This window comes from Nocardia elegans NBRC 108235, from assembly GCF_001612845.1.
In the GTDB taxonomy this organism is placed as follows: Bacteria; Actinomycetota; Actinomycetes; order Mycobacteriales; family Mycobacteriaceae; genus Nocardia; species Nocardia nova.
Map to the genome: position 1 here is coordinate 52,473 of NZ_BDBF01000002.1, position 26,545 is coordinate 79,017.

Below are 26,545 nucleotides of genomic sequence, written 5' to 3' on the forward strand. Positions count from 1 at the left end.
CCCGCGGCCGTGGCCGGCCTCCGATTGCGATTGGGCGGCGAATCGGCGACGGCGCGGCGAATCAGCGGATCTCAGGAGGCCTTACCGGAGGCCGGCGGAGGGGTGGACGGACCCGAATCGCCGCGGCCGGATCCGTTGGCGGCGCCGTCGCGCGGCTGCTCCGCCCGATCGCCACCTGCCGCATCGTCACCTTCGCCGGCGACACCATGTTCGGTGCCCTCGTCGGCTTCCTGGTCCGGTTCCGGATGTTCGCGGGAGAAATCGGCGGGCAGCTTCTTGATGTGCTTGTTCATCGAGCGGATCAACAGCACCGTGCCGGCCAGCAGCACGAGGATAATCACCAGACCCAGCGGCGACGCCTTGCCGAATTCCGGACCGGTCGGGTTCGTGGTGGTGTTCTGGGCCAGCAGCGCGGTGTGCGCAAACAACATCGACATCATCGAACCGTGCCCTCGACCGCCCGGTCGGCGACCATATCGTCGGCGACCATGTCATCTGCCTCCGCATCGTCGGCGTCCCGGATTCCGGCGAACAGGTCGGTCTCCGGAATCGCGGTGCGCACCCGGGTCCTGGCCAGTTCGAATTCCTCGGTCGGCCACAACCGCTGCTGCATCTCCAGCGGGATCGCGAAGAACATGCCGTTGGGGTCGATCTGTGTGGCGTGCGCGCGCAGGGCCTCGTCACGCTGCGGGAAATACTTGCCGCAGTCGATCTGCGTGGTCACCCGCGACATCACATCGCCGTGTTCCTGGGCGGCCTTGCGGATGCGTTCCATCCAGTCGCGCATCGGGAACGGCTCCCCGATCCGGTCGTACTCGTCGGCGAAGGTCTCCAGCCGCTGCAGGCTGAAACCGTGGTTGTAGTAGAGCTTCAGCGGCGTCCACGGTTCGCCCGCGTCGGGGAAGCGCTCGGGGTCGCCGGCCGCCTCGAAGGCCGCCATCGACACCTTGTGGCACATGATGTGGTCCGGATGCGGATAGCCACCGTTCTCGTCGTAGGTGGTCATCACGTGCGGCCTGAACTCGCGCACCACCCGCACCAGGGCCTCGGTGGCCTCCTCGAGCGGCACCAGCGCGAAACTGCCCTCGGGCAGCGGCGGCAGCGGATCTCCTTCGGGCAGACCGGAATCCACGAATCCCAGCCAGCGGTGCTGCACGCCCAGCGCCTTCGCGGCGGCCGCCATCTCCTCGCGGCGGACATCGTCGATGCGATCGAGAATGCCCGGCACATCCATCGCCGGATTGAGGATGGAGCCGCGCTCACCCCCGGTCAGGCTCACGACCAGCACGTCGTCACCCTCCGCGGCATATTTCGCGGTGGTGGCGGCGCCCTTGCTCGACTCGTCGTCGGGGTGGGCGTGCACCGCCATGAGGCGCAGCGGCCGATCGAAGCTGCCGCTCACTTCTCGTTCACCTCGTTGCTCACCGTTTCACCTCATAGCCGTCCGCCGTGCCCGAGCGGCACGCGGGTGTCCGAACTGCATTCCCTATAGTTCCATCCGACGGTCTTTTGTTCCGACCTACCCCCTGATCGACCACGGGAGCAACCACATCATGAGCGAGGCGGCACCGCAGTCCGACCGGACCGATCCGGACGGGCGCACCGCCGACGCCGCGACCGGGGCGACGGGAGCGGGCAACGATCGGGTGTCGAATCGTTACGGAACCGGTCCTGTGCGCAACCGCCGCTGGGTTCCGATCGCACTCGGCATCGTGGTGGTGATACTCGGGCTGATCGTCGCCTATGTGGGTTATCGGCAGTACGGCCCCAAGGATATCGAGCCCGACCAACTCGGCTACGACGTCGTCGACGATTCCACGCTGACCGTGCACTTCAAGCTGACCCGCAAGCATCCGGAGCAGCCGGTGGTGTGCCTGGTACGGGGCATGGACACCGAGGGCAGCGAGATCGGCCGCCGCGAGGTGCTGATCCCCGGCTCGGACAGCGGAACCGTCGAACTCACCACCACGGTGCGGACCACCGCCCGGCCCGCCAACGGCAATATCTATGGGTGCAGCGATCAGGTACCGGCCTACCTGAAGGCCGGCTGACACCCCCACATTCAAGCCTTCTACCTGCACATATCCAATTCGTGCTAGAATGGCGCGAACACGGTTCCGAACGCTCGGAGCCGTGTTTGCTGCATTGACGGCCAGCGCTGCCGGTTCCCGGGCACACAATGCCCGCGCACCGTCGGGGTTCGAGGAACATCCCCCCGGATCGCTCTAGCCGTCGACTGTTGCTGTGCGCGGACACGTGCTCGCGCATGCGCGACGGGTATCACGGACCCCGGCACGCCGGGAACAACTACTAGGGAGTGATCGAGATGACTGAGACGCAAGTGACCTGGCTCACACCGGAGTCGCATGAGAGGCTCAAGAGCGAACTCGACGCGCTCATTGCCAACCGTCCGGTCATCGCGGCCGAGATCAACGAACGCCGCGAAGAAGGCGACCTGAAGGAGAACGGCGGCTACCACGCCGCGCGCGAGGAGCAGGGTCAGCAGGAGGCCCGCATCCGTCAGCTGCAGGAGCTGCTGAACAACGCCAAGGTCGGCGTCGCGCCGACCAAATCCGGTGTGGCGCTTCCGGGCTCGGTGGTCAAGGTCTACTACGACGGCGACGAAACCGATACCGAGACCTTCCTGATCGCGACCCGCGAAGAGGGCCTGGGCCGGTCGGACCTGGAGACCTACTCGCCGAGCTCCCCGCTCGGCGGCGCCCTGATCGACGCGAAGGTCGGCGAGACGCGCGAATACCGCCTGCCCAACGGCAACATGATGAAGGTGACCCTGGTCAGCGCGGAGCCGTACCACAGCTGACGGGAAGGTGTCGTCGATGGACGCGAGCAGCGGCGGTGATACCACCGCGGCTGCGCTGCGCGCGCTCCTCGGCAGATTCGGCCGGGTCGGCAGCAGCCCGGCCGGATACCTGACATAGCTCTACCTACACGAACGGCCGCACCGATTCCGGTGCGGCCGTTCGTCGTTTCCCTGTGTCAGCCCAGCGCGCGCTCCACATCGGCGAGCAGATCGCTGATGTCCTCGATACCGACCGACAGTCGCACCAGATCCGCGGGCACCTCCAGTTCGGAGCCCTCGGTCGAGGCGTGGGTCATCGCACCGGGGTGTTCGATCAGCGATTCCACTCCACCGAGCGATTCGGCGAGGGTGAAAATCTTTGTCCGCGCGCAGAAGTCGTGCGCGGCCTGCTTACCGCCGCGCAGCCGCACCGAGATCATGCCGCCGAAGCGGCGCATCTGCTTCTGCGCCACCGGATTTCCGGGATGTTCGGGCAGGCCGGGGTAGATCACCTGCGAGATGGCCGAGTGCTCGGCGAGGAATCCGGCGAGGGTCTCCGCGTTGTCGCAATGCCGATCCATCCGCAGCGCAAGAGTTTTGATGCCGCGCATGGTGAGGAAGGCGTCGGTGGGACCCGGAACCGCGCCGGCGCCGTTCTGCAGGAAGGCGAAGGCGGCGTCGAGTTCGGCGTCGTTCGTGATCAGCGCACCGCCGACCACATCGGAATGACCGCCCAGATATTTGGTGGTCGAATGCAGCACGATGTCCGCGCCGAGCAGCAGCGGCTGCTGCAGATACGGCGAGGCGAAGGTGTTGTCCACCACCAGTTTCGCGCCGCCGCCGTGCGCGACGTCGGCCAGTGCCGAGATGTCGCCGACGTTGAGCAGCGGGTTGGTCGGCGTCTCCAGCCACACCAGTTTGGTGTTGGGACGCAACGCGTTGGCGACCGCGTCCGGATCCGACACCGGGGCCACGGAGTATTCGATACCCCACTGCGTGAACACCTTGTCGATGAGCCGGAACGTCCCGCCGTAGGCGTCGTTCGGGATCACCAGGTGATCACCCGGGCGCAGCGTCGCCCGCAGCACACAGTCGGTAGCCGCCATCCCCGAGGAGAATGCCCGCCCGTAACTCCCGGATTCCAGCGCGGCCAGATTCGCTTCCAGCGCGGCGCGGGTCGGGTTACCGGTGCGGGCGTACTCGTAGCCGCCACGCAGCCCGCCCACGCCATCCTGGGCGAAGGTCGAGCTCGCGTAGATCGGCACGTTCACCGCACCGGTCTGCGGGTCGGGATCGAACCCGGCATGCACGGCTCGTGTGGAGAACCCCAGCTGATCGTCGGTCATGCCGACCAGCCTAGATCCGTGCCGTCGCGGCGCTCGAGGCGGGAACCCCCGGCCGGGGATCGATGTGAGCGGGGTCATGCCCGCTCGGAAGCGGTCGCCGCGGTTCAGTACGCCGAGTTGACGTTGTCCATCGAGCCGTAGCGATGCGCTGCGTAGTTGCAGGCGGCCACGATGTTGGCGACCGGATCCCAGATGTCCCAGGAGGTGCCGTCGACGTGGTAGGCCGCGAAGGTCGGGTCGATGACCTGCAGCAGACCCTTGGACGGGATCCCCATGGCGGCGTTGGAGTCGTACAGGTTGATGGCCTGGGTGTTACCCGAGGACTCCCGCATGATGTTGCGATAGATGCCGTCGTAGCTGCCCGGGATGCCGTGCGCGGCCATGATGTCGAGAGCGTTGTGGATCCAGCCGTCCAGGTTGTCCGGGTAGACCGGAGCCGGCGGGGGCGGCGGCGGAACCGGCGCGGGGGCGGGCGCGGGAGCCGGCATCGGGGCCGGGATGGCGGCGGCGGGTGCGGCCGGCGGCGGGGCGGCCGCGGCGATGGGCTCGGCGGCAGCGGTAGGCTGAGTCTTCTCGGCGGCGGCGACCAGCGTGGATGCCAACGCGGCCGGCTTCACATCGTCGGTCTTGTGGCCACCGGCGGAGGTGATGGCGGCGAAAGCGGCGAGGGCCAGGGTGGCTGATCCGGCGGTACGCGCGACCGCCTTGGCTCTACTGCTTGTCGTGGTCTTCGACATTCGATGTTCTTCCCTACTGTGTGTCGGCCTCGGTGGCCTGCGGCAGGCAGCACTGGACCAGGGCGGGCCCCTGTGGGACTCACCTCGCGTGCTGCATGCTTTTTTCGGATGACGATCCGGCTACTGACTCAGACTCGCGTCTGACAACCAACGAGGTCACAGGATGGTTGCGGTAGGTAAACGTAAACTGAACTCGAAATGAACAGACGGTGCGCCTACTCGCGTTTCGCATCGATTGCGTCTTGCTATATAGCGCTGACCTGGGAATCCATGCCTCACGGGCACGTGCTGCGCATCACAGAAAAATAACGCGTGTCGTTGCGTTTGGGGGTGTTTTGTCCGCTTTTTCGCGCCTTCGGCAACTGTTCGGTAACGATCGATAACGCTCGGTAACCCCCGCCGTGATGCAGTCGATAGCCAAGGTTTGCGGATCGATCGGTTGCCTCGGAGGGAGTCTGCGGGCGGCGCCGCACGGTAACGGCCGGCAGATCTGGCGCCGGCGCCCCGGGGCACGTGGAAACGCGATCACCCGGCTCGCGTGCGCGGCCGGGTGATCGTGGCGAACTGTGCTGTTGTGCGACTCTGCAGTTGGCTGCCGAACGGGATCAGTGTGTGGGCAGCCCCGCCCCGCTGAGGAAACCGAGCAGATCATGGCGGGTGATGACGCCGATCGGCTTGCCGTCCTCGACGACCATCAGCGCATCGGTGGATTCCAGCGCCTTGGTCGCAGACGACACCGGCTCGCCGGACCCGATCAGCGGGAACGACGGGCTCATATGCTTCGACACCGGATCGGTCAGATGCGCCCGGCCCTCGAATACCGCCGACAGCAGATCGCGCTCGGTGACGCTGCCGGCCACCTCGCCGGCCATCACGGGCGGTTCGGCGCCGACCACCGGCATTTGCGAGACCCCGTATTCGCGCAGGATCTCGATCGCGTCGCGCAGCGTCTCCTGCGGATGGGTGTGCACCAGATCCGGCAGCGCGCCGGACTTGCCGCGCAGGACGTCGCCGACCGTCGGCTCGGTGGTGCTGCCGTCGAGCCGAGTCTGCAGGAAGCCGTAGGAGCTCATCCAGTTGTCGTTGAAGATCTTCGACAGGTAACCGCGGCCACCGTCGGGCAGCAGCACCACCACGACCGCGTCCGGATCGCGCTCGGCCACCCGCAGCGCCGCGACCACCGCCATACCGCAGGAACCGCCCACCAGCAGCCCCTCCTCGCGCGCGAGGCGGCGGGTCATCTCGAAGCTGTCGGCGTCGGAGACGGCGATGATCTCGTCGGGCACCGACGGGTCGTAGGCCGAGGGCCAAAAATCCTCGCCGACGCCCTCGACCAGATAGGGCCGGCCGGTGCCGCCGGAATAGACCGACCCCTCCGGATCGGCGCCGATGACCTTGACCTTGCCGCCGGACACCTCTTTCAGATACCGGCCCGCACCCGTGATGGTGCCGCCGGTGCCCACACCGGCCACGAAATGGGTGACCGTGCCCTCGGTGTCGCGCCAGATCTCGGGACCGGTGGTCTCGTAGTGGCTGGCCGGGCCGCCCGGGTTGGAGTACTGATCGGGCTTCCACGCACCCGGGATCTCACGGGTGAGGCGGTCCGAGACGCTGTAGTAGCTGTCCGGATGCTCCGGCGGCACCGCGGTCGGGCAGACGACCACCTCGGCGCCGTAGGCGCGCAACACGTTGCGCTTGTCCTCGCTGACCTTGTCCGGGCAGACGAAGACGCATTTGTAACCGCGCTGCTGGGCGACCAGGGCCAGCCCCACCCCCGTGTTGCCGGAGGTCGGCTCCACGATGGTCCCGCCCGGCTTCAGCAATCCCTGCTCCTCGGCGGCGTCGATCATCTTCACCGCGATGCGGTCCTTGGAGCTGCCGCCCGGGTTGAGATATTCGATCTTCGCGGCCACCACCCCGGAGTTCGGGCCCACCACAGAGTTCAACCGAACGAGCGGGGTATTTCCGATCAGGTCGACGACGTGGTTCGCGATACGCATAGCTACATCGTCGCAGAGCCGGACGGACGACTTGCGTTTGGTACGGCGAGCGCTGCGTTCGATCCAGCGAGGCGATAGCGCTGCGGTTAGTATGCGGGGCGTGAGGATGCCGAAGACAGCTCGCGCCGCCGCAGTCGTGGCCGCGACCGTCGGGGCCGTGACCACCATCGCGTCCGCCTCGGCCAGCGCACAGACCGTCGAATTCCCCCAAACGCCGAGTGTGTTCTACGGCGGATTGTGCGGGGGCAATATCCGGACCTGGGTCGATACCAGTCCCGACTGGCCGGGGCGGGCGGTGTTCAACGTCCAGGCCCTGGCGATCCAGGGTGTGGGCCCGGGACAGTATCCGCTGGCCCCGCTGTGCAACGTCGACACCACGGTCGCGTGGCGCAACACCAACACCGGGGCGGCCGGCGAGTACCGGTTGAACGTCGTCTCCGGTATCTACGGCAGCATCCTGTACGCGGAGTTCCAGAACACCGGACCGGGTCATATCGAGGTCACGGTCACCACCAACAACCTCAACATTCCCGCACACGGCGCATTCGACGTTTTCTGACCCGCCTCGGCCCCGTCCCTGGTCGGCGCGTCGCACGCGCCGCATAATCGGTAGGACCGGACCGGGAGCGCCCCTGCGGCCGCACCGGATTCGCACCGTCGCGGGCGCCGAGCCCGCCGCGGAGGGTCCGGTCGGTGACAGGTCGGATGTGAGACGGGAGGTTGGCGGGTGGCTTCCAGGACGTGGCGAACCGTCGCGGCGAGCGCGGCCGCCGGGGTGGCGGTCGGCTCGGGGGCGGGCACCGCGGGCTGGGCGACCTACCGCCTGCTGATGTCACAGGCCCGCGCGGCGCGCACCGTGATCGGCCGCGACACCTCCAAGCCTCCGGAGGCCGACGGGGTGTACACCCGCGAGTGCGTGGCCCCGCAACCGTGGCGCGCGGCTGTGCCGTTCGACCTGCATCTGATGATCTTCGGCGATTCGACCGCCGCCGGAGTGGGCTGCGCCGACGCCGAACAGGTACCCGGCGTCCTGGTGGCCCGCGGTCTGGCCGATGCCACCGGATGGCGAATTCGCTTGAGTACCAAGGCGATATCCGGAGCCACCTCGAAGGGGCTGGCCGGACAGGTCGACGCCATGTTCATCGCGGGCCCGCCGCCGGACGCCGCCGTGATCCTGGTCGGCGCCAACGACGTCACCAAAAAACATTCGATCTGGCGTTCGGCGCAGCGGCTGCGGCACGCGGTCGGACGCCTGCACGAGGCGGGCGCCGTCGTCGTGGTGGGCACCTGCCCGGATCTCGGCACCGTGGCCGCGATCCCGCAGCCGTTGAGCACGGTCGTGCACCGCTGGAGCGCGCGGCTGGCCCGAGCCCAGGTCGGTGCGGTCCGTTCGGCCGGTGGCACCCCCGTCGCGATGGGCGATCTGCTCGGCCACGACTTCCGTAGCACCCCGGAGGTGCTCTTCTCCGCCGACGGCTTCCATCCCTCGCCCGCCGGCTACGCGTTGGCGGCCCGGCATCTGCTCCCGGCACTGCTGCGCGAACTCGATGAACGGGATCAGTCCCGACCGGGTGTTCCGAGCCACACGGCGGCGACGTAGATTCGGGGTTGAATTGTCGTACCCCTGTACCGAAACGGTCGGCTGACCGATTCGGCGACCTCGATATAAGGAGTCCTCATGCCAGAGGCCGTCATCGTTTCGTTCGCCCGCTCCCCCATCGGCCGCGCAGGCAAGGGTTCGCTGGTGACCATGCGTCCCGACGACCTCGCGACCCAGATGGTCCGCGCCGCCCTGGACAAGGTTCCGGCGCTGAACCCCGCCGACATCGACGATCTGATGCTCGGCTGCGGACAGCCCGGCGGCGAGGCCGGATTCAACATGGCCAAGGTGGTCGCCACTCAGCTCGGCTACGACTTCCTGCCCGGCGTGACTCTGAACCGGTACTGCTCGTCGTCGCTGCAGACCACCCGGATGGCGCTGCACGCCATCAAGGCCGGTGAGGGCGATGTGTTCATCTCCGCCGGTGTCGAGACCGTGTCGCGGTTCCCGAAGGGCACCTCCGACGGCTGGCCGGACACCCACAACGAGAAGTTCGCCGAGGCCGAGGCCCGCACCGCCAAGCGCGCCGAGGGCGGCTCCGACGGCTGGGCCGACCCGCGCGAGGGTGGCGATCTCCCCGACATCTACATCGCGATGGGCCAGACCGCCGAGAACGTCGCCCAGTTCACCGGCATCTCCCGCGAGGAGCAGGACCACTGGGGCGTGCGGTCGCAGAACCGCGCCGAGGAGGCCATCAAGGCCGGCTTCTTCGAGCGTGAGATCACCCCGGTGACGCTGCCCGACGGCACCGTCGTCTCCACCGACGACGGCCCGCGCCCCGGCACCACCTACGAGAAGATCTCGCAGCTCAAGCCGGTCTTCCGTCCCGATGGCACCATCACCGCCGGTAACGCCTGCCCGCTCAACGACGGTGCGGCCGCGCTGGTCATCATGAGCGACACCAAGGCCAAGGAGCTGGGCCTGACCCCGCTGGCGCGCATCGTGTCCACCGGTGTGTCGGGTCTGTCGCCGGAGATCATGGGCCTGGGCCCGATCGAGGCCGTGCGCAAGGCGCTGAAGATCGCCGGCAAGACCATCGACGACATCGACCTCTACGAGATCAACGAGGCCTTCGCCGTGCAGGTGCTGGGCTCGGCTCGTGAGCTGAACATGGACCTGGACAAGCTGAACGTCTCCGGCGGCGCCATCGCCCTCGGCCACCCGTTCGGCATGACCGGCGCCCGCATCACCGCCACCCTGATCAACAACCTGCAGACCCACGACAAGCAGTTCGGTCTGGAGACCATGTGTGTCGGCGGTGGCCAGGGCATGGCCATGGTCATCGAGCGCCTGAGCTGAGACTGTCCCGCCTCTCCGCGCCTTCAGCGGACGGGTGAGTGCCGCGAGATCCGCGCTGCGGGGCGGCGGGTGGGTGCCTCGTCGGGGTCTGGGCGTGCCCGACGAGTTACCCATGTGCTCGCGAAATCAGTCGGCCGGTTCCGCACCGAAGAGGTGGGGAGCCGGTCGATTGTCGTTGCGGGGCGGCGGGTCGAGGGAGGCACTCATTACCCGGCGGGTAATCGACTTCACTACGGTGGCGCGGAAATATCAATGGCGTCAACACAACTCGGTTCGAGGAGTTCGAGATGCCTGCCTACGCTGTGGCCCACCTGCACGATGTGGATGTCAACGCCGAGATCGTGGAGTATCTGCGCCGGATCGACGGGACGCTGGCGCCGTTCGGCGGGAAGTTCATCGTGCACGGCGGCCGGCAGCTGGTCGCCGAAGGGCCCACGGATGCCGTCGCGATCGTCATCGAATTTCCGGATTACGAGGCGGCACAAGCCTGGTACGCCTCGCCGGAATATCTGGAGATCCTGCCGCTGCGACTGAACAACGCGGGCGGAGTCGCGGTTCTGGCCGATTACTGCGGTGACGACCACGTCGCCACCGATGTGCTCCCTGCCGAACTGCTCGCCTGAATGTCGCCGCGGCGCTCGGGCCCGCACGCGGAGATTTCCGACACCCCCGAAACGCGAAGAGGTGGCTGCCGGTGTGGCAGCCACCTCGTCGGTGTTCGGGCGCGGGATCAGTCGTTCTGCAGATAACTCAGCAGGCGCAGGATCTCCAGGTACAGCCAGACCAGGGTGACGGTCAGGCCCAGGGCGACGCCCCACGCGGCCTTCTCCGGCGCACCGGCGCGGATCAGCTGGTCGGCGGCGTCGAAGTCGAGCAGGAAGCTGAAGGCCGCGATCGCGATGCAGACCAGGCTGAAGATGATCGCCACGGTGCCGCCGTCGCGCAGGCCGAAGCCGCCGGGAGTGAAGAAGGCGGCGATCAGGTTGCCCAGCATGAGGACGATCACACCGATCATGGCGCCGACGAGCATGCGGGTGAAGCGCGGGGTGACCCGGATGGCTCCGGTCTTGTAGACCACGAGCATGCCGAAGAACACACCGAAGGTGCCCAGAACCGCCTGGGCGATCAGACCGCCGCCACCGACGCCACCGAATTCCACATTGGTGAACATGAACGACAGCGCGCCCAGGAAGAAGCCTTCGGCGGCCGCGTAGCTCAGCACGATGGCCTTGTTGTCCTGCTTGCGGCCGAAGGTGGCGACCATGACCAGCACGAAGCCGACCAGCCCACCGACGATCACGAACAGCGGGGCCAGCGCGTGGTTGGCCGCGGTCGCACCGTAGGCGATGATCGCGGCGATGGTGACCACGCCGAGGGTGATGCCGGTCTTGGTGACGACATCGTCGATCGTCATCGGCCGGGTGGCCGGCGCCTGCTGATACGGCTGCTGGACACCGTACTGGCTCTGCTGTCCGTACTGCGCGAACTGCCCGGCGCCCGCTGCCGCCGAACCGAATCCCGCGTATCCACCGCCCTGTTGTTGCGGCAAATTTTTGAAGATCGGGTTACTTGTGGTGCGCAAGGTCCCGTGCCTTTCCGAAGTAGCGGTCCACGTCCGTCGTGTCCGTCTGAGTATCCAACGATCCGCTCCGGGAGCAAGTTCCCGAACCGGACATCAAATCGGACATATCAGACTGTACTGCCCGTAATCTACTCCCGCCGGGCGGTGTGCAGGCCACACACGGACCGAGTCACGGTGAATTTGCGATTACGCCCGACCACATCGGTCTTGCCGACCAAGCGGTCCATGACGCCGCGATAGTTGAGATGGCTGTTGTATACGGTCCACAGCTCCCCGCCCGGGCGCAGTACCCGCCCGGTTTCGGAGAACATCTTGATCGCCGATCCGGTGTGCACCGCGGCGCCGACGTGGAAAGGGGGGTTGCACAACACCAGATCGGCGCTGTGGTCGCCCACCGCCGCCATCGCGTCGTCGCGGACCACGGTCACCCGATCGCCGACGTCGTTCGCGGCGGCGGTGGCCCGGGCCGAGGCGACCGCGGCCGCGGACTGATCGGTTCCGACCACCGTGATGTGCGGGCGTGCCTTGGCCAGGGCTGTGGCGAGTATGCCGGTGCCACAACCGAGATCGATCGCCTCGCGGGCGTCGGGTTTCATCCGATCGAGGTGTTCGAGCAGGAAGCGGGTGCCGATATCGAGCCGCGGCCCGGAGAAGGCCGCACCATGCGCCACCACCTGCAGGGCGAGTTCGTCGAGGTGGTCACGCAGCGGAAACTGCGGCGCTCCCGGCGTTTTCGGCCCGGTCGCCGTGATCGTCCGCGACTTCTGCCGGCCCCGACTGGCCTGCACACTCGAAAAGTATTCCGCCAGTACGTCGTTCATCGCCGGCGTCAGATACTTGTCGCGCCCGCCGGCGATCACGGTGACCTCCGGATCGGCGTATCGCGCGATCGTCTCGGCGATCTCGGCGAGCCCGGACAGCATGCGAGGTAATCGCAACAGCACGACGTCGACCCCCGCGAGCAGTTCCGGGCCGAGATCGTGCGAGGTGTAGCGGTCGGCCAGATCCATCGCGCGGGCATTGTTGGCCAGCGCCTGTTCACCGGTCAGCAGATCCTGGTGGACGCGGATGTCGCGCACATCGTGAGCGGCCGCCGCGCCGAGAGTCAGTGCGCCGTAACAGTCGTCGATCACCGCGACCCGCCCCGGTCCGGCCGCCGCGAGCACATCCGCGGCCGTGTCGAGGATCAGTCGGTCCGCCGCGTCGACGGCGTAGAGGTTCACCGCTTCCACATCCGGATAGCGCCGCAATCGGCTCAGTATGTCGTCGACCTCCAGCATTCCTACAGTGTGCTAGACCGTTGCCGTGTCGTCACCACGACCCCTGGCACCCGACGGCATACCATCGGTCCCATGCGTAACAGGCTGGCATTGACGATGGTCGCCGGGCTCGTACTGCTGGCGGGTTGCTCGGATGGCGACTCCACTCCGGCCACTGGAACGTCGATGCCGTCCGCGACAGGGGCGGTCACGGCGACCACGGAACCCGATCAGGCGCCGCCCTCGGGAACCTCACCGCAGCAGGCCGACCCGGCCACCGACACCCGGCTCACCGTGACCGATGTGCGCATCGGCCACCACGACGGTTACGACCGGGTGGTGTACCAGTTCGGCGGCACCGGCGGGGCGCCCGGATGGAATGTGCGGTACACCGATCGCGCGGTGCAGAACGGCAGCGGCCGGGAACTGCAGATCGCCGGCACCTCCATCCTCGAGGTGCAGATCCTGGGCACCGCCTATCCGTGGGACAGCGGGGTGGCGCCCTACAGCGGCCCGAACCCGGCCACCGATCCGAGCGCGCCGGGCATCGCCGGTGTCTACGGGGCCCAGGATTACGAAGGCACCACACAATCGTTCATCGGCGTGAACGCCGACCGGCCGCCGTTCTCGGTGACCGCGCTGGACCGGCCCGTGCGATTGGTCGTGGACATCGCGACCGGATGATCTTCGCCACCCATACCGCCCGGGGGTAACCGAGGGATGCGTAGAATGGGGCCGTGCTCGCCATGGGTCGCCTCCGTCGCGCGCCCGGATTCGTCCGGGTGCTCGGTGTGCTGACCCTGCTGATCGGCGTCGCCGTCATGCACGCGGTGGTCTTCTCCACCGGGCACGCGATGGGCGCCGCCGCCGAGCCGGCGGTATCTTCGCCTGCTGCCGCGAATACGCTTGCCGCCCCGGGCATTTCGCCGATACCGCACGGCAGCCACTTCCCGGCGGTCACAGCGCCGGGAGGAGTCGCGGCGGCGGCCGCCCGAAACGAGCAAGCCCCGGCCGCGGACCGATCGCAGGCCGCGCCGATGCGCACCCCCGCGGTAGCCGACGGTTCCGGCTGTGACGGCTGCACCACCCACGCCGGCATGCACGCCTGCGTTTTCGTGCTGGTGACCCTTGCGCTGGTCCTCGGCCTGGCGGTGATCGCCTGGCTCGGCGCCGCTCGGATTCTCGGCGCCGGGCGCCTCGCGCGCTTCGAGCTGCGCCGCCGCACGCGACCACCTCCGTGGACGGTGCTCTCCCTGGCCGAATTGGCGATTCTGCGGATCTGACCGGCCCGCCGGATCGGCGTGCGAACGCGCGCGGATACCGGCACGACAGGTCCTCGCCCATCGCAATTCCCCAGGAGCACAATCATGTTCACTTCTCGTCTCCGCATGCTGCCGGCCGCCGCACTCGCCGCGGCCGCCCTGATCCTCGCCGGTTGCAGCAGCGACAACTCCGGCGATTCGAACCCCTCGCCCTCGGCAACGTCGTCGCATTCGCCGATGGCCGACATGCCCGGGATGAATCACAACAGCGCACCGTCCACCGCGACCCGCACCGACTACAACGACGCCGACGTCAGCTTCCTGACGATGATGTATCCGCATCACGCGCAGGCGGTGGAGATGGCGAAGCTGGTGCCCGGCCGGTCGCAGAATCAGGAATTGATCACCCTGGCCGCGAATGTGGAGAAGGCGCAGGCCCCGGAGATGGAGCAGTTCGCCGCGCTGTTGCGCAGTTTCGGCAAGCCGGCTCCGCAGGCGACCATGAACCATCCGATGAACGGCGTGATGACGTCCGAGCAGATGACCCAGCTGCGCGACGCCTCCGGCGCCGATTTCGACCGGATGTGGCTGCAGATGATGATCGCGCACCATCAGGGCGCGGTGGATATGGCGAATACCGAGCTCGCCGACGGCACGAATGCCGACGCGAAGGCGCTGGCGCACAACATTCTCACCGCACAGCAGGCCGAGATTCAGCAGATGCGCGGGATGCTCGGGCAGAACTGATCGCCCGCGGTCGCGCCGTTCGGCTCACCGGCCGTTCGGCTCGCGGGGTCGACGGTGGCTCGCGGACGAGCTCGGGAACCACACGCATGCGGGTGTGCCGGCTATCCGGCACGCCCGCGTGGGTGGGGCGGTCAGCTGCCGATGACGGCGTTCATGATGGTGCCCGCACTGGTCGCGACGCCACCGCCGATCATCGCGCCGGCCACCATCTTCGGCGACTCCAGCCCGCCGCCGTTCCACTTCTCCCAGGCGAAGCGGCCGCCGCCGTAGGTGATGGCGGTGACGCCGGACAGCAGGACGAACCAGGTGAAGTAGCGGACCAGCTTCAGCAGTTTGTCCGCGGCCGGCGGAGTTTCCGGCGTGGGGTTGCCGACCTGAGCCAGCACGGTGGTGTACATATCGTGTACGGCGAGAACCATGCTCACGTTCGTTGTCCTCTCGGATGCTGAGGTGATGCCGGTACTGAGGTGATGCCGGTTGGAGCGCAGAGCATGCAGTGACAACTCGTCAAACAGATCCAATTGAACCGCACCGGCCGCCTCGCCCGCAGCCGGACACACCGCATTCGCGAAAGCGGCCGCTACCTGCGGTTCCAGGTCAACTGACCGGTCCGCCGACGATCATGGTCGCGACCGGCCGCTCCGCGCGACCGAGGCGGGCCGGGAGCGAGCCGCACCGAGCTCGACACCGTCGGCCGGGTCGTCCGGCGCCGCACCCCGGATCGGACGCCCGGTCAGCAACCGCACGCTCAACGCGGCCAGTCGCCGGTGCCCCGCCAGCGCGCGCCGGGTCCCCGCCACCGACCACACCGTGCGCGTCCCGGGAGTCGTCGGCCGTCCGGCGAACCGGTCGGCGAGCCAGTCGACCATCACCGGGATGGCCAGGAATTCCAGCGGCAGATGCGCGCTGAGCCGGTCACGCAGATAGCCGATATCCGCCCCGGCCGCTTCGTAGCGCCGCACGAGGGCATCGACGTCGTCGACGGCGATCACCTCGTCGTGGACACCCTGCACGATCAACATGGGCATGCGCGGCGCCCGGCGGCCGGGGAGGATGTCGGCGAGAACCGTGCGCAGTGCCGCGGTATCCAGCAGACCGGGCAGTCCGCCCGCGGCGTAGCGCCCGACGTCGCGGCGGGCGAGCCGGGCCAGCAGCGGAAAGGTCGCCGACACTTCGGCTTCGGCCAGCATCGCCAGATAGCGAGGCTGCAGCGCCGCCCGCAGTGCGGTATCCAGATCCGGATAGCCGCGACGCAGCCCCGCCGTGAAGACCATGGCGAATCCGGCGAATACCGTGCCGTTCAGGCGCTCGAACGCCGCCCCGGGATCCCCGACCGGTGAGCCGGCCACGGCGCCGACGATATTCAGTTCGGGTGCATGGGTTTCCGCGAGCTCGGCCGCCCAGGCGGTGGCGAGGCCGCCGCCGGAGTATCCCCACAGGGCGATCGGTGTACCCGAATTCAAGCCCAGCGGAACGAAATTCAGCGCCGCCCGGATACCGTCGAGCGCGCGGTGTCCCGGCTCCCGCGCCACCCCGAATCGGCCCTCACTACCGCCGTGGTCGGGCACCGAGACCACCCACCCCCGATCCAGCGCCGCCGCGATCAAGGGAAGTTCGAGCTGCGGAATCGCTCCGATCGCCCGGGCGCCGCGCCGCAGCGCGTAGGACGGAAAGCACTGCGGTGCAACGGCATCGATCGCGCAGTGGAAGGAGATCAGCGGCCGCCCGGGCGCACAGTCCCGGGGCAGCAGCACCGTGGTCACCGCCGCCTCGGCCGTCCCGTTCAGGTCGCTGGTGCGATAGAGCAGCTGCCAGGCCGACATTCGCAGTGGCACGACACCGAAGGCCGCCAGCTCCACGACCCGGCTGCGCAGGATGGCGCCCGCCGGCTGCGCCTCGAAACCTTCCGGCGCCCGATGGAAGGGGTCGGCGTCCGGCCGCGGCGGCCGCGACCGCCGGCCGCTCACAATCCACCCCCGCCGCCGACCAGCCACGGGTTGAAGCTGCAGCTCAGTGTCGGATACCGCTGCGGATCGAGCGCGTGCAGCGCGATCGAGAGCGCCCGCGGGGAATACATCATCGTCAGGTGATCGGACAGATCCTGTTCGCAGCCGTCCTGCAGGGTGATGTCGTCGACCGCGGCATCCGGACCGGCACGCAGAAGGGCCAGTTCCACCGGATTCATCACCTCGTCGTAGCGGGAGGCCACCACGGTGTACGCCACGCCGGGCACGGTGTCGCCGGCGAGGTTGAGCTGGTTCAGAAACGGCGAGCCGACGGCCTGCTGAATATTCGCGGGGCCGACCAGCGGACGGTAGAAGCCGAGGATATCGATACCCAGATTCGTGATGATCCGCCCCAGCGTGGCCATGCCCAGCAATGTCGTTCCGTGATGGGTGCCGCCGAAACTGACCAGCTGTCCGACCTTTTCGGCGCCGCCGTCGAATTTCAGATATTGATCGGCTACCGGCGCCCCCTGGGAATGCGCGACGATGTCGACGCGATCGGAATGTGTGGTAGCCCGAACCCGGTCGACGAAGGCCGCCAGTTGCCGCGCCGAATCCTCGATCGGCCCGACCGCATAACGTCCGGGAAGTACCGCACCGAGACCACCGCCGTCGAGAAGACCGGACCGTCCGTAATTGAAAGCGAAAATACAAAAGCCCGCCCGCGCGAGTTTCGGCGCCATATAAGCGAAACTGTCGTAGGCGTTGAGCCAGGTGCCGTGCACCAGCACGATCGGCTTCGGATGGTCGGCGCTCGGCACACAATCCCAGCGATTCGCGCCCGGCGGGGCGGCATCCGGATGCGTGAGCCCGTATCCGAATGCGGCCAGGTAGGAGGTCGTTTCGGGACCTTCCCCCACCGCGTCGCTCGCGTGGCTGCCGACCCGGCCGCCGGAACCGGAACTGCTGCCGGTGTCCAGGATCGGCCGCGGCACATCGCCGTCCGCGGCGGGATGCAGACCCGCGGCGATCAGATCGGCCAGCTGCGTTTCCGGGGCGTCCGGCGGCGCCGCGGTCGCGGTTCCGGAGCCGATGACGGCCACGCAGATCAGCGCGGCGAGCGCCGGGATTCGATGTCGAAGCTTCATTGCTACCTTCCCTGCCGGCACACCGGAAATCGTTTTCGGCGGCCCACATTCAGCCTCATCGGCAGCGGCGGGAAAGTCACTGCACTCGGATACCCAGATCCGGTGGCGGGATTTGTCGCCGGAAACGAATTCCGGCCGCGGCGCCGCGACCTCTTGCCGCAATCCCTGTGGCCCGCGACAATCGGCGCATGCCGGTTGCCGTGAATTCCGCACCCTCGAGTCTCGCCGTGCGCATCCTCGAGCGCCTGCCGCAGTTCGCCGAACGCGTCCTGGCCTCCGGCCTGGGTACCTCCGCATCGGCCGCCGATCTGCCCGCGGACCATTTCGTCGAAGTGCTTCCGGCCATCTACGGATGCGCGCACGCCTTCCTGCGCGCCATGGCGCAGCGGCGGGAATTCACCCGTGACGAGGTCGCCGCCTTCGTGCAACCGGTGATCGAGCGGCATGCGGAGGATCGGCTGCCGCTGCCGCTGCTGATGGAGGCGGTCCACCGCTCCGCCCAGCAGGTACTGCAGGAGGCGGTGGCGCTGAGTGAGCCCGCGGATGTCGACCAGCTGATCGAGTTCGGTTCGCGCACACTCGAATTGCTCATGCACATCAACCTGATCACGGTCGAGGGCTATGCGGCGGTCGAACACTCGATCTACCATCCGGAACGGGAGGCCAAGCGCGCCCTGTGCGCGGCGCTGGTGGGCGGACAGCCCGCCGAGGAGCAGGCGGCGCGCGCCGATACCGCGCTGGCCGAACGGTATTCGGTGCTGGTCGTCCAGGTGCGCACCGATCCGCAACCCGCCGCGGCCGCGAATCTCGTTGTCCGCCGCCGCATCCGCATCCTGCAGCGCGTTCTGGATCGGGTGGCGGGGCCGACCGCGCTGCACACATTCGACGGGGACACCGCGGTCGTGCTGCTCCCCGGCGTTCGCGAGTGGCCGGAGAGCGCCGGCGCGGAGTTGGCCACCGAACTCGCCGAACAGTTCGGCGCCGATGTTCTCGTCGCCGAAACCGCGTGCACCAGGCGCGAATCCGTGCCGGAAGCGGCGCATCAGGCCGCGGAGGTGGCCCAGCTGGCACGCATGTCGGGGCGGCCGACCGGGGTGTACCGACTCGACGATCTGCTGCTGGAATATCAGCTCACGCGGCCCGGGGTGGCTCGTGACCGGCTGGCCGAACGGATCGAACCGCTGCGCCGGGCACCGCATCTCATCGAGACGCTCGACGCGCATCTGCGCCACGGCTCCGACCGCAAGGCCGCCGCCGCCGAAATCCACATCCACCCCAACACTTTCAGCTATCGGCTGCGTCGCATAGAAAAACTCACCGGCGTCGACCCGAGCGATCCGAACGGATCGCGATTGCTGTCCGCGGCGCTGGTCGCCCATCGATTGCGTCCGGCGCCCGCCCGGCCGGTCGCCTCCTGAGCAGTGAGAAGGTAGTACGACGATGAACGCCCGCCCCCGCCACGACGTCCGGGTGCTCTCCCGCCAACTGGTCGGGCATTTCGCCGAACACGTGGCACCGTGCTCCACACTGCCCGGCGACGCCCTGCACGGCGACATCACCGCGGTGACCAGGGTCTGCCTGGAACTGACCGTCGACATCCTCGAGGGCCGGGAGCCGGACGAGAAGGTCGGGCGCCTGCAGCGCGCGGCCGCGAACTGGGCACGCGAGGGCATTCCGATCGATACCGTCCACCACGCGGTGCACGAGGGATTCCGGCTGGCCTTCGATCTGCTGCTCACCCAGACCGATCCGAAGCAGCGGCCCGAGAATCCGGCGCAGCTGCTGCTGCGGATTCTCGACACCATCACCCCCGCGGTCGCGCTCGCCTATGTGCGCGAACATCAGGCCGCGGTCACCGAACACCACACCGCGGTGCACACGCTGGTCTCGGCGCTGCTGGCCGGGCACCCCACCTCGACGATGGCCCGGGCGAGCGGGATCGAGATCGAACCCGCGTATGTCGTGGTGGCGATGAGCATCCCGCCGCACCCCGACGAATCCCATCCCAACGTGGACGGGAAAGTGGTGGCGCGCCGCAAACTGCGCCGGTTGCAGACCGCACTCGCCAATCGCAGCGGCGGGCGGGTGCTGTCGTTACTCAGCGTGGACGGCGGCACGATCCTGGTCCCGGAGGCGATGTTCGGCGAGGACGAACTCGACGAGCTGATCGCCGAACTGTCCGAGGCGGCGCAGGTCGGGCTCACCGCCACCGCGCTCGCGACGCCCACCGAGGAGATCTCCGCGGCCGCCGACCGCGTGCACGAACTGCTCGACACCGTGCTGCGGCTGGCCAGCCCGCCCGGGCTGTACCGCTTCGCGGATCTGGCGATGGAATATCAATTGACCCGTCCCGGACCGGGTTTGGAACGGCTGGGGACACTGCTGGATCCCCTCGACGACCACCCGGATCTGCTCGAGACCCTGCGGCGGCACATGGCCACGGGCCTGTCCCGCCGCCGCACCGCCAGGCAGTTGCAGGTGCACACCAATACCGTCGACTATCGGCTCAAACGGATCGGTCAGCTCACCGGACTGGATCCCTCGCAGCCGAGCGGCCTCTGGTATCTGCGCGCCGCACTGGTCGCGCGCACGTATCGGGACGCCGAGGGACCGCCCGTGGCGGACCTCGCGGACCATTCGCCGGACGGTATGGGCAAAACGTTTGCTAGGAGGTAGCCTGTCTCGCGATGGCTACCACTGCGCAATTGCGGGCCGCGCTGGCGGTGCTCCGCGCCGATACCGACGAAGCCGCCGAGCAAGCCCGTATTTCGGAAATGTCCGGAACCGATTCGGCAGCGGTCGAACACGCCCTGCTCGCCGGTTTGCTGTACCGGATGATGGGCGATGATCTACGCCACTCCCTGACCGGCGCTCCCGATCTCACCGCACTCGAGGAACGAGCCCGCGCCGCCGGGCCGGGTACCGCGACTTACGCCACCGACGATCGGGAACAACGCGAGGAGCATTGCGCCCAGGCGCATTTCGAGGCGTATTGGCTCGCCCATCGGATCGCGGGACTGCACTTCACCACCGTGCCGTCGGCCCCCGCGCTGCAGGCGGCCGCGCATACCGCCGAGGCCACCCGCACGCTGCTGCGTATCCATCGCGATCTGCTGGACGCGCCGGATGCCGGGCACCCGGCCTGGGAGGTGGTGATCGACCAGCTCGATCGAGCCCGCGCCCTGGCCTTCGCGGCGTATGCGGGTGCCCAGCCTCCGGATGACCAGCCTTCGGAAACTCAGCCTTCGGTAGCTCGGCCCTCGGTAGCCCGGCCCTCGGACGCCGCCGCGGGAGTGTCGGAGATCGGTGTCGAGCGCAGCACCGAATGCCGCACACCGTAGGTGAAATAGACGACCAACCCGATCACCATCCAGATCAGGAATCGCAGCCAGGTCTCCACCGACAGATTCAACATCAGCCACAGGCACGCCAGCACACCGAGAATCGGGATCAGCGGCACCAGCGGCACCCGGAATCCACGCGGCAGATCGGGGCGGGTGCGCCGCAGGATCAGCACGCCGACCGACACCAGCACGAACGCGAACAGCGTGCCGATGTTGACCATTTCCTCCAGCGTGCCGAACTGCACGAAGCCGGCCAGCACCGCACACACCGCACCCACGCCGGCGGTGAGCGTCACCGGCGTGCCGAAACGGCCGGTGCGGGCCAGGCGGCGCGGAAGCAGGCCGTCGCGCGCCATCGCGAACAGCACGCGGGTCTGGCCCAGGTACAGCACCATGACCACCGTCGTCAGACCGGCCAGGGCGCCGACGGAGATGATGTTCTTCGCCCAGGTCACCCCGTGCAGGCCGAAGGCGGTGGCGAGAGTGGCGTCGTTCCCGGACAGCGCGGTGTAGGGCACCATGCCGGTCAGCACGATGGTGACCGCGACGTAGAGGATCGTCACGATCAGCAGCGAACCCAGAATGCCGCGCGGCACGTTGCGCTGCGGATTCTTGGTCTCCTCCGCGGTGGTGGCCACCACGTCGAAGCCGATGAACGCGAAGAACACCAGACTCGCCGCGGCCAGCAGTCCGTACCAGCCGAAAGTGCTGTTACCGGCCCCGGTCAGCCACGAGAACAGCGACTGGTGCAGGCCCTCACCCGCATCGCTCGGCTGCGACGGCGGGATGTACGGCGTCAGGTTGGAGGCCTTGAAATAGGTCAACCCGACCACGATGACGACCGCGATCACCGACAGTTTGATCGCGACGGCGATCGCCGACACCCGGGAGGACACCTTGGTGCCGACCGCGAGCAGCACCATCAGGATGACGATCAACAGGGCTGCGCCCCAATCGAATGCGACGGAGCCGATGTGCACGATCGGTGACAGCGAGCCCATCACCTCACCCAGATACTGCGACCATCCCTTCGCGACAACCGATGCGGCGAGGGCGAATTCGAGGATCAGGTCCCAGCCGATGATCCACGCCGCCAGCTCGCCGAAGGTCGCGTACGAGAAGGTGTAGGCACTGCCCGCGACGGGGACTGTGGAGGCGAATTCGGCGTAGCACAGGGCGGTGAGACCGCAGGCGACGGCGGCGAAGACGAAGGCCAGCGAGACCGATGGCCCCGCCACATTGCCGGCCGTGCGCGCGGTCAGCGTGAAGATGCCCGCGCCGACCACCACGGCGACACCGAAGACGGTCAGATCCCAGGCGGTCAGATCCTTGCGGAGTTTGGAATCGGGCTCATCGGTATCCCGGATCGATTGTTCGACCGATTTGGTTCGCAGCAGACCACCCCACCGGGGGTTCGGCACCGATCCGGCCGTGTTCTGCGTTGGCGTCGGCTCAGCCACACCCGTCTCCTCCGTTGTCACCGATCCCCCGTGACCCGCAGACAGCAACCTAACAGCACTCGGCAGTCAGTCGTCGCAACATGGTCGTGAAGGCCTTGCCCTCGGCCGATGCGGCCCAAACCGAGCGACCGAGAAAGTAGTTACGGTAAGCGATCCGGGCATTGCGCACCTGCCGACGAGGCGGAATCGTGAGAAAGTAATCGATTTCGGACAATTCGTAGACGATGTGCACGAGCGGGAAGAGGTCGGGCAGAACCTCGCGCTCCACCCGATGCAGCGGCCTGATCTCGCAGTAACCCCGCAGGAACGCGGCCAGTTGCCCGGCCTGCACCCGGGCCGGGCCGCCCGCGGCGATCGAGAGCCAGTCGACAGCGAAGCGTTCGATCGCGGTGGCGAGATCGAAGACGGCCACGGTCCGGTTCGCCAGGCCGAAATCCAGGACGGCGGTGACCTCGCCGTCCGACCAGAGCAGATTCGTGCCGTGCCAATCGTTGTGCGTCCACAGCGCGGGCAAGGTCGCGACCGCGGCGGCGAGTTCGGATGCGGGGGCATCCGTCGCGCCCGGTGGATCCACCGGCGGTCCGGCCTGCGACCGCACCGCGTCCGGATATCGCTCAGCGGCCAGGAAGCGGCCGACCTCCGGGCGAGCGGCGACGTAGCGGTCGACGGCCGCGACCGGATCAGTGCACAGCCCGGCCAGCAACGGATGCGGCGGGCGCTCCGGTGCCTCGAATCCCACCGCGGCGAGGTGCAGGCGCGCGAGCATCGTTCCGGCCGCGGCCGCATCGTCGGCCGAGTGATAGGGGCTCCACGAGAAATCGTCGCGGTACCGGTCCTCGCCTGCCCCGAGTTCCTGGATTTCGTAGGTGAACTCGCAGCGCTCCGTCGCCCGCACCCGAGGAATCGGAATGCCTTGTGCGCGAAGATGATTCATGAAGGCGTGTTCGGGGGCGAGGGTCCCGGGATCGCGCAGCGCCGAAGGCATCCGCTTGACCACGACTCGCGTTCCGTCGCCCAGCCGCACCCGGGCCGTGGACGACAACGGCCGCCGGCTGCGCCATTCGATCACGGGTGTCGCGCCGGGCTCGGCGAACAGATCTCCCAGCTCGCCGGGAGTCAGCGGGGAGAACGCCGGTGCGGCCGACCCACTTTCGCCCATCGCGAAGACCTGATCGTCCTTCTCCGCGGACTCGTCTCCCGCCCGGCTCAGGACGTTCGCTCCGGCTCGGGCCGGGCGGGCAGCCGTTCGAGACGGGCCAGCACACCGGTGCAGGCGGCCGCGGCCAGGAACGAGTACAGCGAGGCGGAGGACCACCAGCCGGGATGCACACCGACGAGGTCCTGTGCCCGCAGCCAGATCGGCGCCCACCAATCCACCGATCCCGGATTGAGCACCTGGTACACGACGAAGCCCAGCAGCCACGGCACCAGCAGGAGCGGGCGGGCGGGAGCGTTCTCGGACAGATCCCACCCACGACGGCCGCGACCGAGGAAGAAGTCGACCACCAGCACCGCGCACAGCGGGACGAACACCGATCCGATCAGCAGCAGGAAATTCGAGAAACCGGTGAAGTCGTGCACCCCCAGCGCCAGCACGGTAGCGAGCGCACCCACCGCCGCGGCCAGGAAGCGCCGGTCCACGCGCGGCAGCAGATTCTGCAGCGACATCGCGGTGGAATACACATTGGCGAACGACTGATCCGATTCCCGCAGCACGAGCACCGCGAAGAACAGCCATCCGGCCGCGACGCCGAGGAAGGTGTCGAAGATCCGGTCCGGATCACCGCCGGCCTGCAGCAGCGCGACGATGCCGAGCAGATAGCACCAGGTCTGCGCGATCGAATAGCCGGCCATCGTGGCCCCGGTGGCGGCGCGAGCGCCGTGGGCGTGGCGGGTGTAGTCGGCGGCCAGCGGGACGAACGACACCGCCACGGCCAGCGCGGTATCGACGCCGGGGAAGAATCCGCTCCACGACGTGCCGGTCGCCGGCGGCAGCGGTTGGCGCAGGAACTGAATCGTGAACCAGCCCATGGCCACCGCCACCGCCACCGTCACGTACTTGCGCAGAATACGCAGCACGTTCAACGGCCAGATCGCCATCGCCGTACACAACGCACCGGCCCCGACGATCACCGCACCGTGCGGCAGATTCCCGTGGGTGAGCGCCGCGACCCCGCCCGCGATCACGGTCAGCTCGAACACTCCCCACCCGATGCACTGCACGATGTTGGCGACGGTCGGCACATACGACAGCCGGGTGCCGAACAGTCCGCGGAAGTTCGCCATCGCCGGCGCGCCGGTGCGCGCGCCCACCGCGCCGGCGGCCGCCACCATCGCGGTGCCCAGCACGGTTCCCACCGCGGTGGCGAGGACGGCCGCGGTGACCGGCAACTGGGGATGGCCGGCCGGTTGCAGCACGTAGAAGGCTCCGGTGAAGCCGATCAGGCTCACGCCCAGGTTGGCCCAGAACGCGGCCTGATCACCGAACGACAGGGTGCGCGGCGGAGCGTTCGTCAGCAGCAGCGGGGCCTCGGCCGAGCGGTCTCCCGGCTGCTCGGGCAGAGTCGTCATAGCGAATTCATGCTATCGGGTGCCGCCGGTGGAAATTCGCCCCCAGCTTCGCTCCGGCGCCCGCAGTCGGTAACCTCGTCCCGGATGGTTAGCGTCTCCACATCCGCCCGGCCGCTGTCGGGACCTCGCATGCCGGGAGCCCACCGCATCGGTCGGCTCGTCTGGCTGGTTCCGGTACTGCTGGTCGCCCTGAGCGTGTTCTGGCTGTTGCGGCCCAGCTGGCCACTGCAGCCGATCAAGCGCGAATTCATCGACCTCCAGGTGTATCGCCTGGGCGTGCAGGCGATGTGGGACGGCGCCGATATGTACGGCAGTCTGCCGAAAACCACACTCGGGATCAGTCTGCCGTTCATCTATCCGCCCTTCGCCGCGGTGGCGCTCGGCCCGTTCGCACTGCTGCCGTGGAATGCCGCGGCGATCAGTTTCTTCGTGGTTTCCACGCTGGCGCTGGCGATCACGCTCTATCTGGTGGCCCGCCGGGTCTGGGGCAGCGGCGGCACCGAGGTGGTGCTGTGGGCGAGCGCCTGCGCGATTCCGCTGGGCATGCTGCTGGAACCGGTGCATTCGACACTGGATTTCGGGCAGGTCAATCTGCTGCTGATGGTGCTGGTCGCCGCCGACTGCCTGCCCAAACGCACCCGCTGGCCGCGCGGCGTCCTGGTCGGCATCGCCGCAGCGATCAAACTGACCCCGGCCGCCTTCGTCCTCTATTTCCTGGTTCGCCGCGACTACCGTTCGGCGCTCACCGCGGCGCTCACCGGCGCCGTCGCCACCGGCATCGCGTTCGCCCTGATGCCGCACGAATCGGTGAAGTACTGGTTCGGCGGGATGGGCAATGTCTCGGGCCTCAGCGGGTCGGCTTTCCGGACCAATCAGTCGATTCAGGGCGTGCTGTCACGCTTCCAGGTCCCCGAACCGGCCTTCACCGCCCTGTGGGCGCTGCTGAGTCTGGCGCTGCTGGTGCTGGTGGTGGCGGCGATGCGGCGCGCGGTCGCCGATCCGGCGCTGGCCCTCGCGTTCAATGCCGTCTTCACCCTGCTGGTTTCGCCGATTTCGTGGTCGCACCACTGGGTCTGGATCGCGCCGGGCCTGCTGGCCGCCGTCGGCGTCGCGACTCGGCTGCCGCGCAGGTCGGCGATGATCTGGTACGCGATCATCATCGCGACCGCGGTCGTGTTCACCATCGGCCCGCAGAACTGGGAACCCGGCGACAACAACCGCGAACTGGCCTGGACGCCGTGGCAGCATCTGGTCGGCGACACCTATGTGTGGCTGAGCGTGCTGCTGGTCGCCCTGTATGTCGTCACCGCACCGCGGCCCACGACGGCAGAACCGCTGCTGCCCGCGTCGTTGCGTTCGCTGCGCACCAAGGTGCCCACCGAGTCCTGAGCCGACACGCCGGGCGCAATCGATCGGTAAATCTCCGGGGCATCCTCGGCCGCCT

The 26,545-nt window shown here is 68.1% G+C and carries 26 protein-coding genes; 13 read left to right on the plus strand and 13 right to left on the minus strand.

Annotation, left to right across the window (positions count from 1 at the left end; translation table 11 throughout):
* Positions 1 to 71: 71 nt before the first annotated feature.
* Both NE2_RS02295 and mca read right to left on the minus strand, forming a co-directional pair.
* Positions 72 to 437: a hypothetical protein gene (locus NE2_RS02295; protein WP_228817185.1), complete on the minus strand. Its 366-nt coding sequence runs from the start codon at positions 435 to 437 to the stop codon at positions 72 to 74.
* Positions 437 to 1,369 (minus strand): mycothiol conjugate amidase Mca, encoded by a 933-nt coding sequence (mca, locus tag NE2_RS02300; protein ID WP_063023790.1) that lies wholly within the window; start codon positions 1,367 to 1,369, stop codon positions 437 to 439. The genes NE2_RS02295 and mca overlap by 1 nt, the downstream gene beginning before the upstream one ends.
* 184 nt (positions 1,370 to 1,553) lie before the next feature.
* On the opposite strand from mca, the gene NE2_RS02305 reads away from it, so the two are divergent.
* Positions 1,554 to 2,051, plus strand: coding sequence for a DUF4307 domain-containing protein (locus NE2_RS02305; RefSeq protein WP_030518167.1), 498 nt, complete (start codon positions 1,554 to 1,556; stop codon positions 2,049 to 2,051).
* Positions 2,052 to 2,326: 275 nt separating this feature from the next.
* A complete protein-coding gene (gene greA, locus NE2_RS02310; protein ID WP_030518168.1) occupies positions 2,327 to 2,821 on the plus strand; it encodes a transcription elongation factor GreA in 495 nt (164 codons plus the stop codon).
* Between the two features lie 176 nt (positions 2,822 to 2,997).
* Here greA and NE2_RS02315 read toward each other — a convergent pair whose 3' ends face one another.
* From NE2_RS02315 to NE2_RS02325, 3 genes are all read right to left on the minus strand, one after another.
* Positions 2,998 to 4,146 (minus strand): cystathionine gamma-synthase, encoded by a 1,149-nt coding sequence (locus NE2_RS02315; RefSeq protein WP_063017008.1) that lies wholly within the window; start codon positions 4,144 to 4,146, stop codon positions 2,998 to 3,000.
* A 104-nt stretch (positions 4,147 to 4,250) separates the two neighbouring features.
* Positions 4,251 to 4,883 carry a transglycosylase SLT domain-containing protein gene (locus NE2_RS02320; RefSeq protein ID WP_063023466.1) on the minus strand — a complete coding sequence of 211 codons (633 nt, stop codon included), beginning with the start codon at positions 4,881 to 4,883 and terminating at the stop codon, positions 4,251 to 4,253.
* Positions 4,884 to 5,488: 605 nt separating this feature from the next.
* Entirely contained in the window at positions 5,489 to 6,883 is a 1,395-nt protein-coding gene (locus NE2_RS02325) for a cystathionine beta-synthase (RefSeq protein ID WP_063023468.1), read from the minus strand.
* Positions 6,884 to 6,989: 106 nt separating this feature from the next.
* Here NE2_RS02325 and NE2_RS02330 point away from each other — a divergent pair, with 106 nt between their 5' ends.
* The 4 genes from NE2_RS02330 to NE2_RS02345 all read left to right on the plus strand — a co-directional run bounded on the left by NE2_RS02330 (position 6,990) and on the right by NE2_RS02345 (position 10,405).
* Positions 6,990 to 7,442 (plus strand): hypothetical protein, encoded by a 453-nt coding sequence (locus NE2_RS02330; protein WP_227462953.1) that lies wholly within the window; start codon positions 6,990 to 6,992, stop codon positions 7,440 to 7,442.
* Positions 7,443 to 7,610: 168 nt separating this feature from the next.
* On the plus strand, positions 7,611 to 8,483 hold the full coding sequence (locus NE2_RS02335; RefSeq protein WP_063023470.1) for an SGNH/GDSL hydrolase family protein: 873 nt from the start codon (positions 7,611 to 7,613) through the stop codon (positions 8,481 to 8,483).
* Positions 8,484 to 8,561: 78 nt separating this feature from the next.
* A complete protein-coding gene (locus NE2_RS02340; RefSeq protein WP_063023472.1) occupies positions 8,562 to 9,782 on the plus strand; it encodes an acetyl-CoA C-acetyltransferase in 1,221 nt (406 codons plus the stop codon).
* Positions 9,783 to 10,069: 287 nt separating this feature from the next.
* Positions 10,070 to 10,405, plus strand: a complete 336-nt coding sequence (locus NE2_RS02345) for a DUF1330 domain-containing protein (protein WP_063023474.1) — start codon at positions 10,070 to 10,072, stop codon at positions 10,403 to 10,405.
* Positions 10,406 to 10,512: 107 nt separating this feature from the next.
* Here the strand turns inward: NE2_RS02345 and NE2_RS02350 are convergent, their stop codons facing one another.
* Together NE2_RS02350 and NE2_RS02355 are read right to left on the minus strand one after the other, a co-directional pair.
* Positions 10,513 to 11,364 carry a Bax inhibitor-1/YccA family protein gene (locus tag NE2_RS02350; RefSeq protein ID WP_063023476.1) on the minus strand — a complete coding sequence of 284 codons (852 nt, stop codon included), beginning with the start codon at positions 11,362 to 11,364 and terminating at the stop codon, positions 10,513 to 10,515.
* A gap of 128 nt (positions 11,365 to 11,492) precedes the next feature.
* Complete coding sequence (locus NE2_RS02355; protein ID WP_063023478.1) at positions 11,493 to 12,644, minus strand: class I SAM-dependent methyltransferase; 1,152 nt, start codon at positions 12,642 to 12,644, stop codon at positions 11,493 to 11,495.
* A 72-nt stretch (positions 12,645 to 12,716) separates the two neighbouring features.
* On the opposite strand from NE2_RS02355, the gene NE2_RS02360 reads away from it, so the two are divergent.
* The 3 genes from NE2_RS02360 to NE2_RS02370 all read left to right on the plus strand — a co-directional run bounded on the left by NE2_RS02360 (position 12,717) and on the right by NE2_RS02370 (position 14,632).
* Positions 12,717 to 13,307, plus strand: coding sequence for an AMIN-like domain-containing (lipo)protein (locus NE2_RS02360; RefSeq protein WP_063023480.1), 591 nt, complete (start codon positions 12,717 to 12,719; stop codon positions 13,305 to 13,307).
* A gap of 53 nt (positions 13,308 to 13,360) precedes the next feature.
* The gene (locus tag NE2_RS02365) at positions 13,361 to 13,906 is read left to right on the plus strand and encodes a DUF6153 family protein (RefSeq protein ID WP_146165385.1); all 546 of its coding nucleotides are present in this window, start codon (positions 13,361 to 13,363) and stop codon (positions 13,904 to 13,906) included.
* Between the two features lie 84 nt (positions 13,907 to 13,990).
* Entirely contained in the window at positions 13,991 to 14,632 is a 642-nt protein-coding gene (locus tag NE2_RS02370) for a DUF305 domain-containing protein (protein WP_063023484.1), read from the plus strand.
* A gap of 131 nt (positions 14,633 to 14,763) precedes the next feature.
* On the opposite strand, the gene NE2_RS02375 is transcribed toward NE2_RS02370, so the two are convergent.
* From NE2_RS02375 to NE2_RS35425, 3 genes are all read right to left on the minus strand, one after another.
* Positions 14,764 to 15,051 carry a hypothetical protein gene (locus NE2_RS02375; RefSeq protein WP_030518181.1) on the minus strand — a complete coding sequence of 96 codons (288 nt, stop codon included), beginning with the start codon at positions 15,049 to 15,051 and terminating at the stop codon, positions 14,764 to 14,766.
* Positions 15,052 to 15,252: 201 nt separating this feature from the next.
* Positions 15,253 to 16,599 carry a lipase family protein gene (locus tag NE2_RS35420; protein ID WP_063909248.1) on the minus strand — a complete coding sequence of 449 codons (1,347 nt, stop codon included), beginning with the start codon at positions 16,597 to 16,599 and terminating at the stop codon, positions 15,253 to 15,255.
* Complete coding sequence (locus NE2_RS35425; protein ID WP_063023486.1) at positions 16,596 to 17,726, minus strand: esterase/lipase family protein; 1,131 nt, start codon at positions 17,724 to 17,726, stop codon at positions 16,596 to 16,598. The genes NE2_RS35420 and NE2_RS35425 overlap by 4 nt, the downstream gene beginning before the upstream one ends.
* Before the next feature lie 188 nt (positions 17,727 to 17,914).
* On the opposite strand from NE2_RS35425, the gene NE2_RS02390 reads away from it, so the two are divergent.
* The 3 genes from NE2_RS02390 to NE2_RS02400 are packed head-to-tail and all read left to right on the plus strand — an operon-like array spanning position 17,915 to position 21,067.
* Positions 17,915 to 19,144 (plus strand): PucR family transcriptional regulator, encoded by a 1,230-nt coding sequence (locus NE2_RS02390; protein ID WP_063023791.1) that lies wholly within the window; start codon positions 17,915 to 17,917, stop codon positions 19,142 to 19,144.
* 22 nt (positions 19,145 to 19,166) lie between these two features.
* On the plus strand, positions 19,167 to 20,402 hold the full coding sequence (locus NE2_RS02395) for a PucR family transcriptional regulator (protein ID WP_063023488.1): 1,236 nt from the start codon (positions 19,167 to 19,169) through the stop codon (positions 20,400 to 20,402).
* A gap of 11 nt (positions 20,403 to 20,413) precedes the next feature.
* On the plus strand, positions 20,414 to 21,067 hold the full coding sequence (locus tag NE2_RS02400; RefSeq protein ID WP_063023490.1) for a hypothetical protein: 654 nt from the start codon (positions 20,414 to 20,416) through the stop codon (positions 21,065 to 21,067).
* On the opposite strand, the gene NE2_RS02405 is transcribed toward NE2_RS02400, so the two are convergent.
* The 3 genes from NE2_RS02405 to NE2_RS02415 all read right to left on the minus strand — a co-directional run bounded on the left by NE2_RS02405 (position 20,965) and on the right by NE2_RS02415 (position 25,101).
* A complete protein-coding gene (locus NE2_RS02405) occupies positions 20,965 to 22,491 on the minus strand; it encodes an amino acid permease (protein WP_063023792.1) in 1,527 nt (508 codons plus the stop codon). The genes NE2_RS02400 and NE2_RS02405 overlap by 103 nt on opposite strands.
* 88 nt (positions 22,492 to 22,579) lie before the next feature.
* Positions 22,580 to 23,689, minus strand: coding sequence for a phosphotransferase enzyme family protein (locus NE2_RS02410; RefSeq protein ID WP_063023492.1), 1,110 nt, complete (start codon positions 23,687 to 23,689; stop codon positions 22,580 to 22,582).
* A gap of 47 nt (positions 23,690 to 23,736) precedes the next feature.
* A complete protein-coding gene (locus tag NE2_RS02415; protein ID WP_063023494.1) occupies positions 23,737 to 25,101 on the minus strand; it encodes a purine-cytosine permease family protein in 1,365 nt (454 codons plus the stop codon).
* Between the two features lie 84 nt (positions 25,102 to 25,185).
* Here NE2_RS02415 and NE2_RS02420 point away from each other — a divergent pair, with 84 nt between their 5' ends.
* Positions 25,186 to 26,490: a glycosyltransferase 87 family protein gene (locus NE2_RS02420; protein ID WP_084493704.1), complete on the plus strand. Its 1,305-nt coding sequence runs from the start codon at positions 25,186 to 25,188 to the stop codon at positions 26,488 to 26,490.
* Positions 26,491 to 26,545 lie beyond the last annotated feature (55 nt).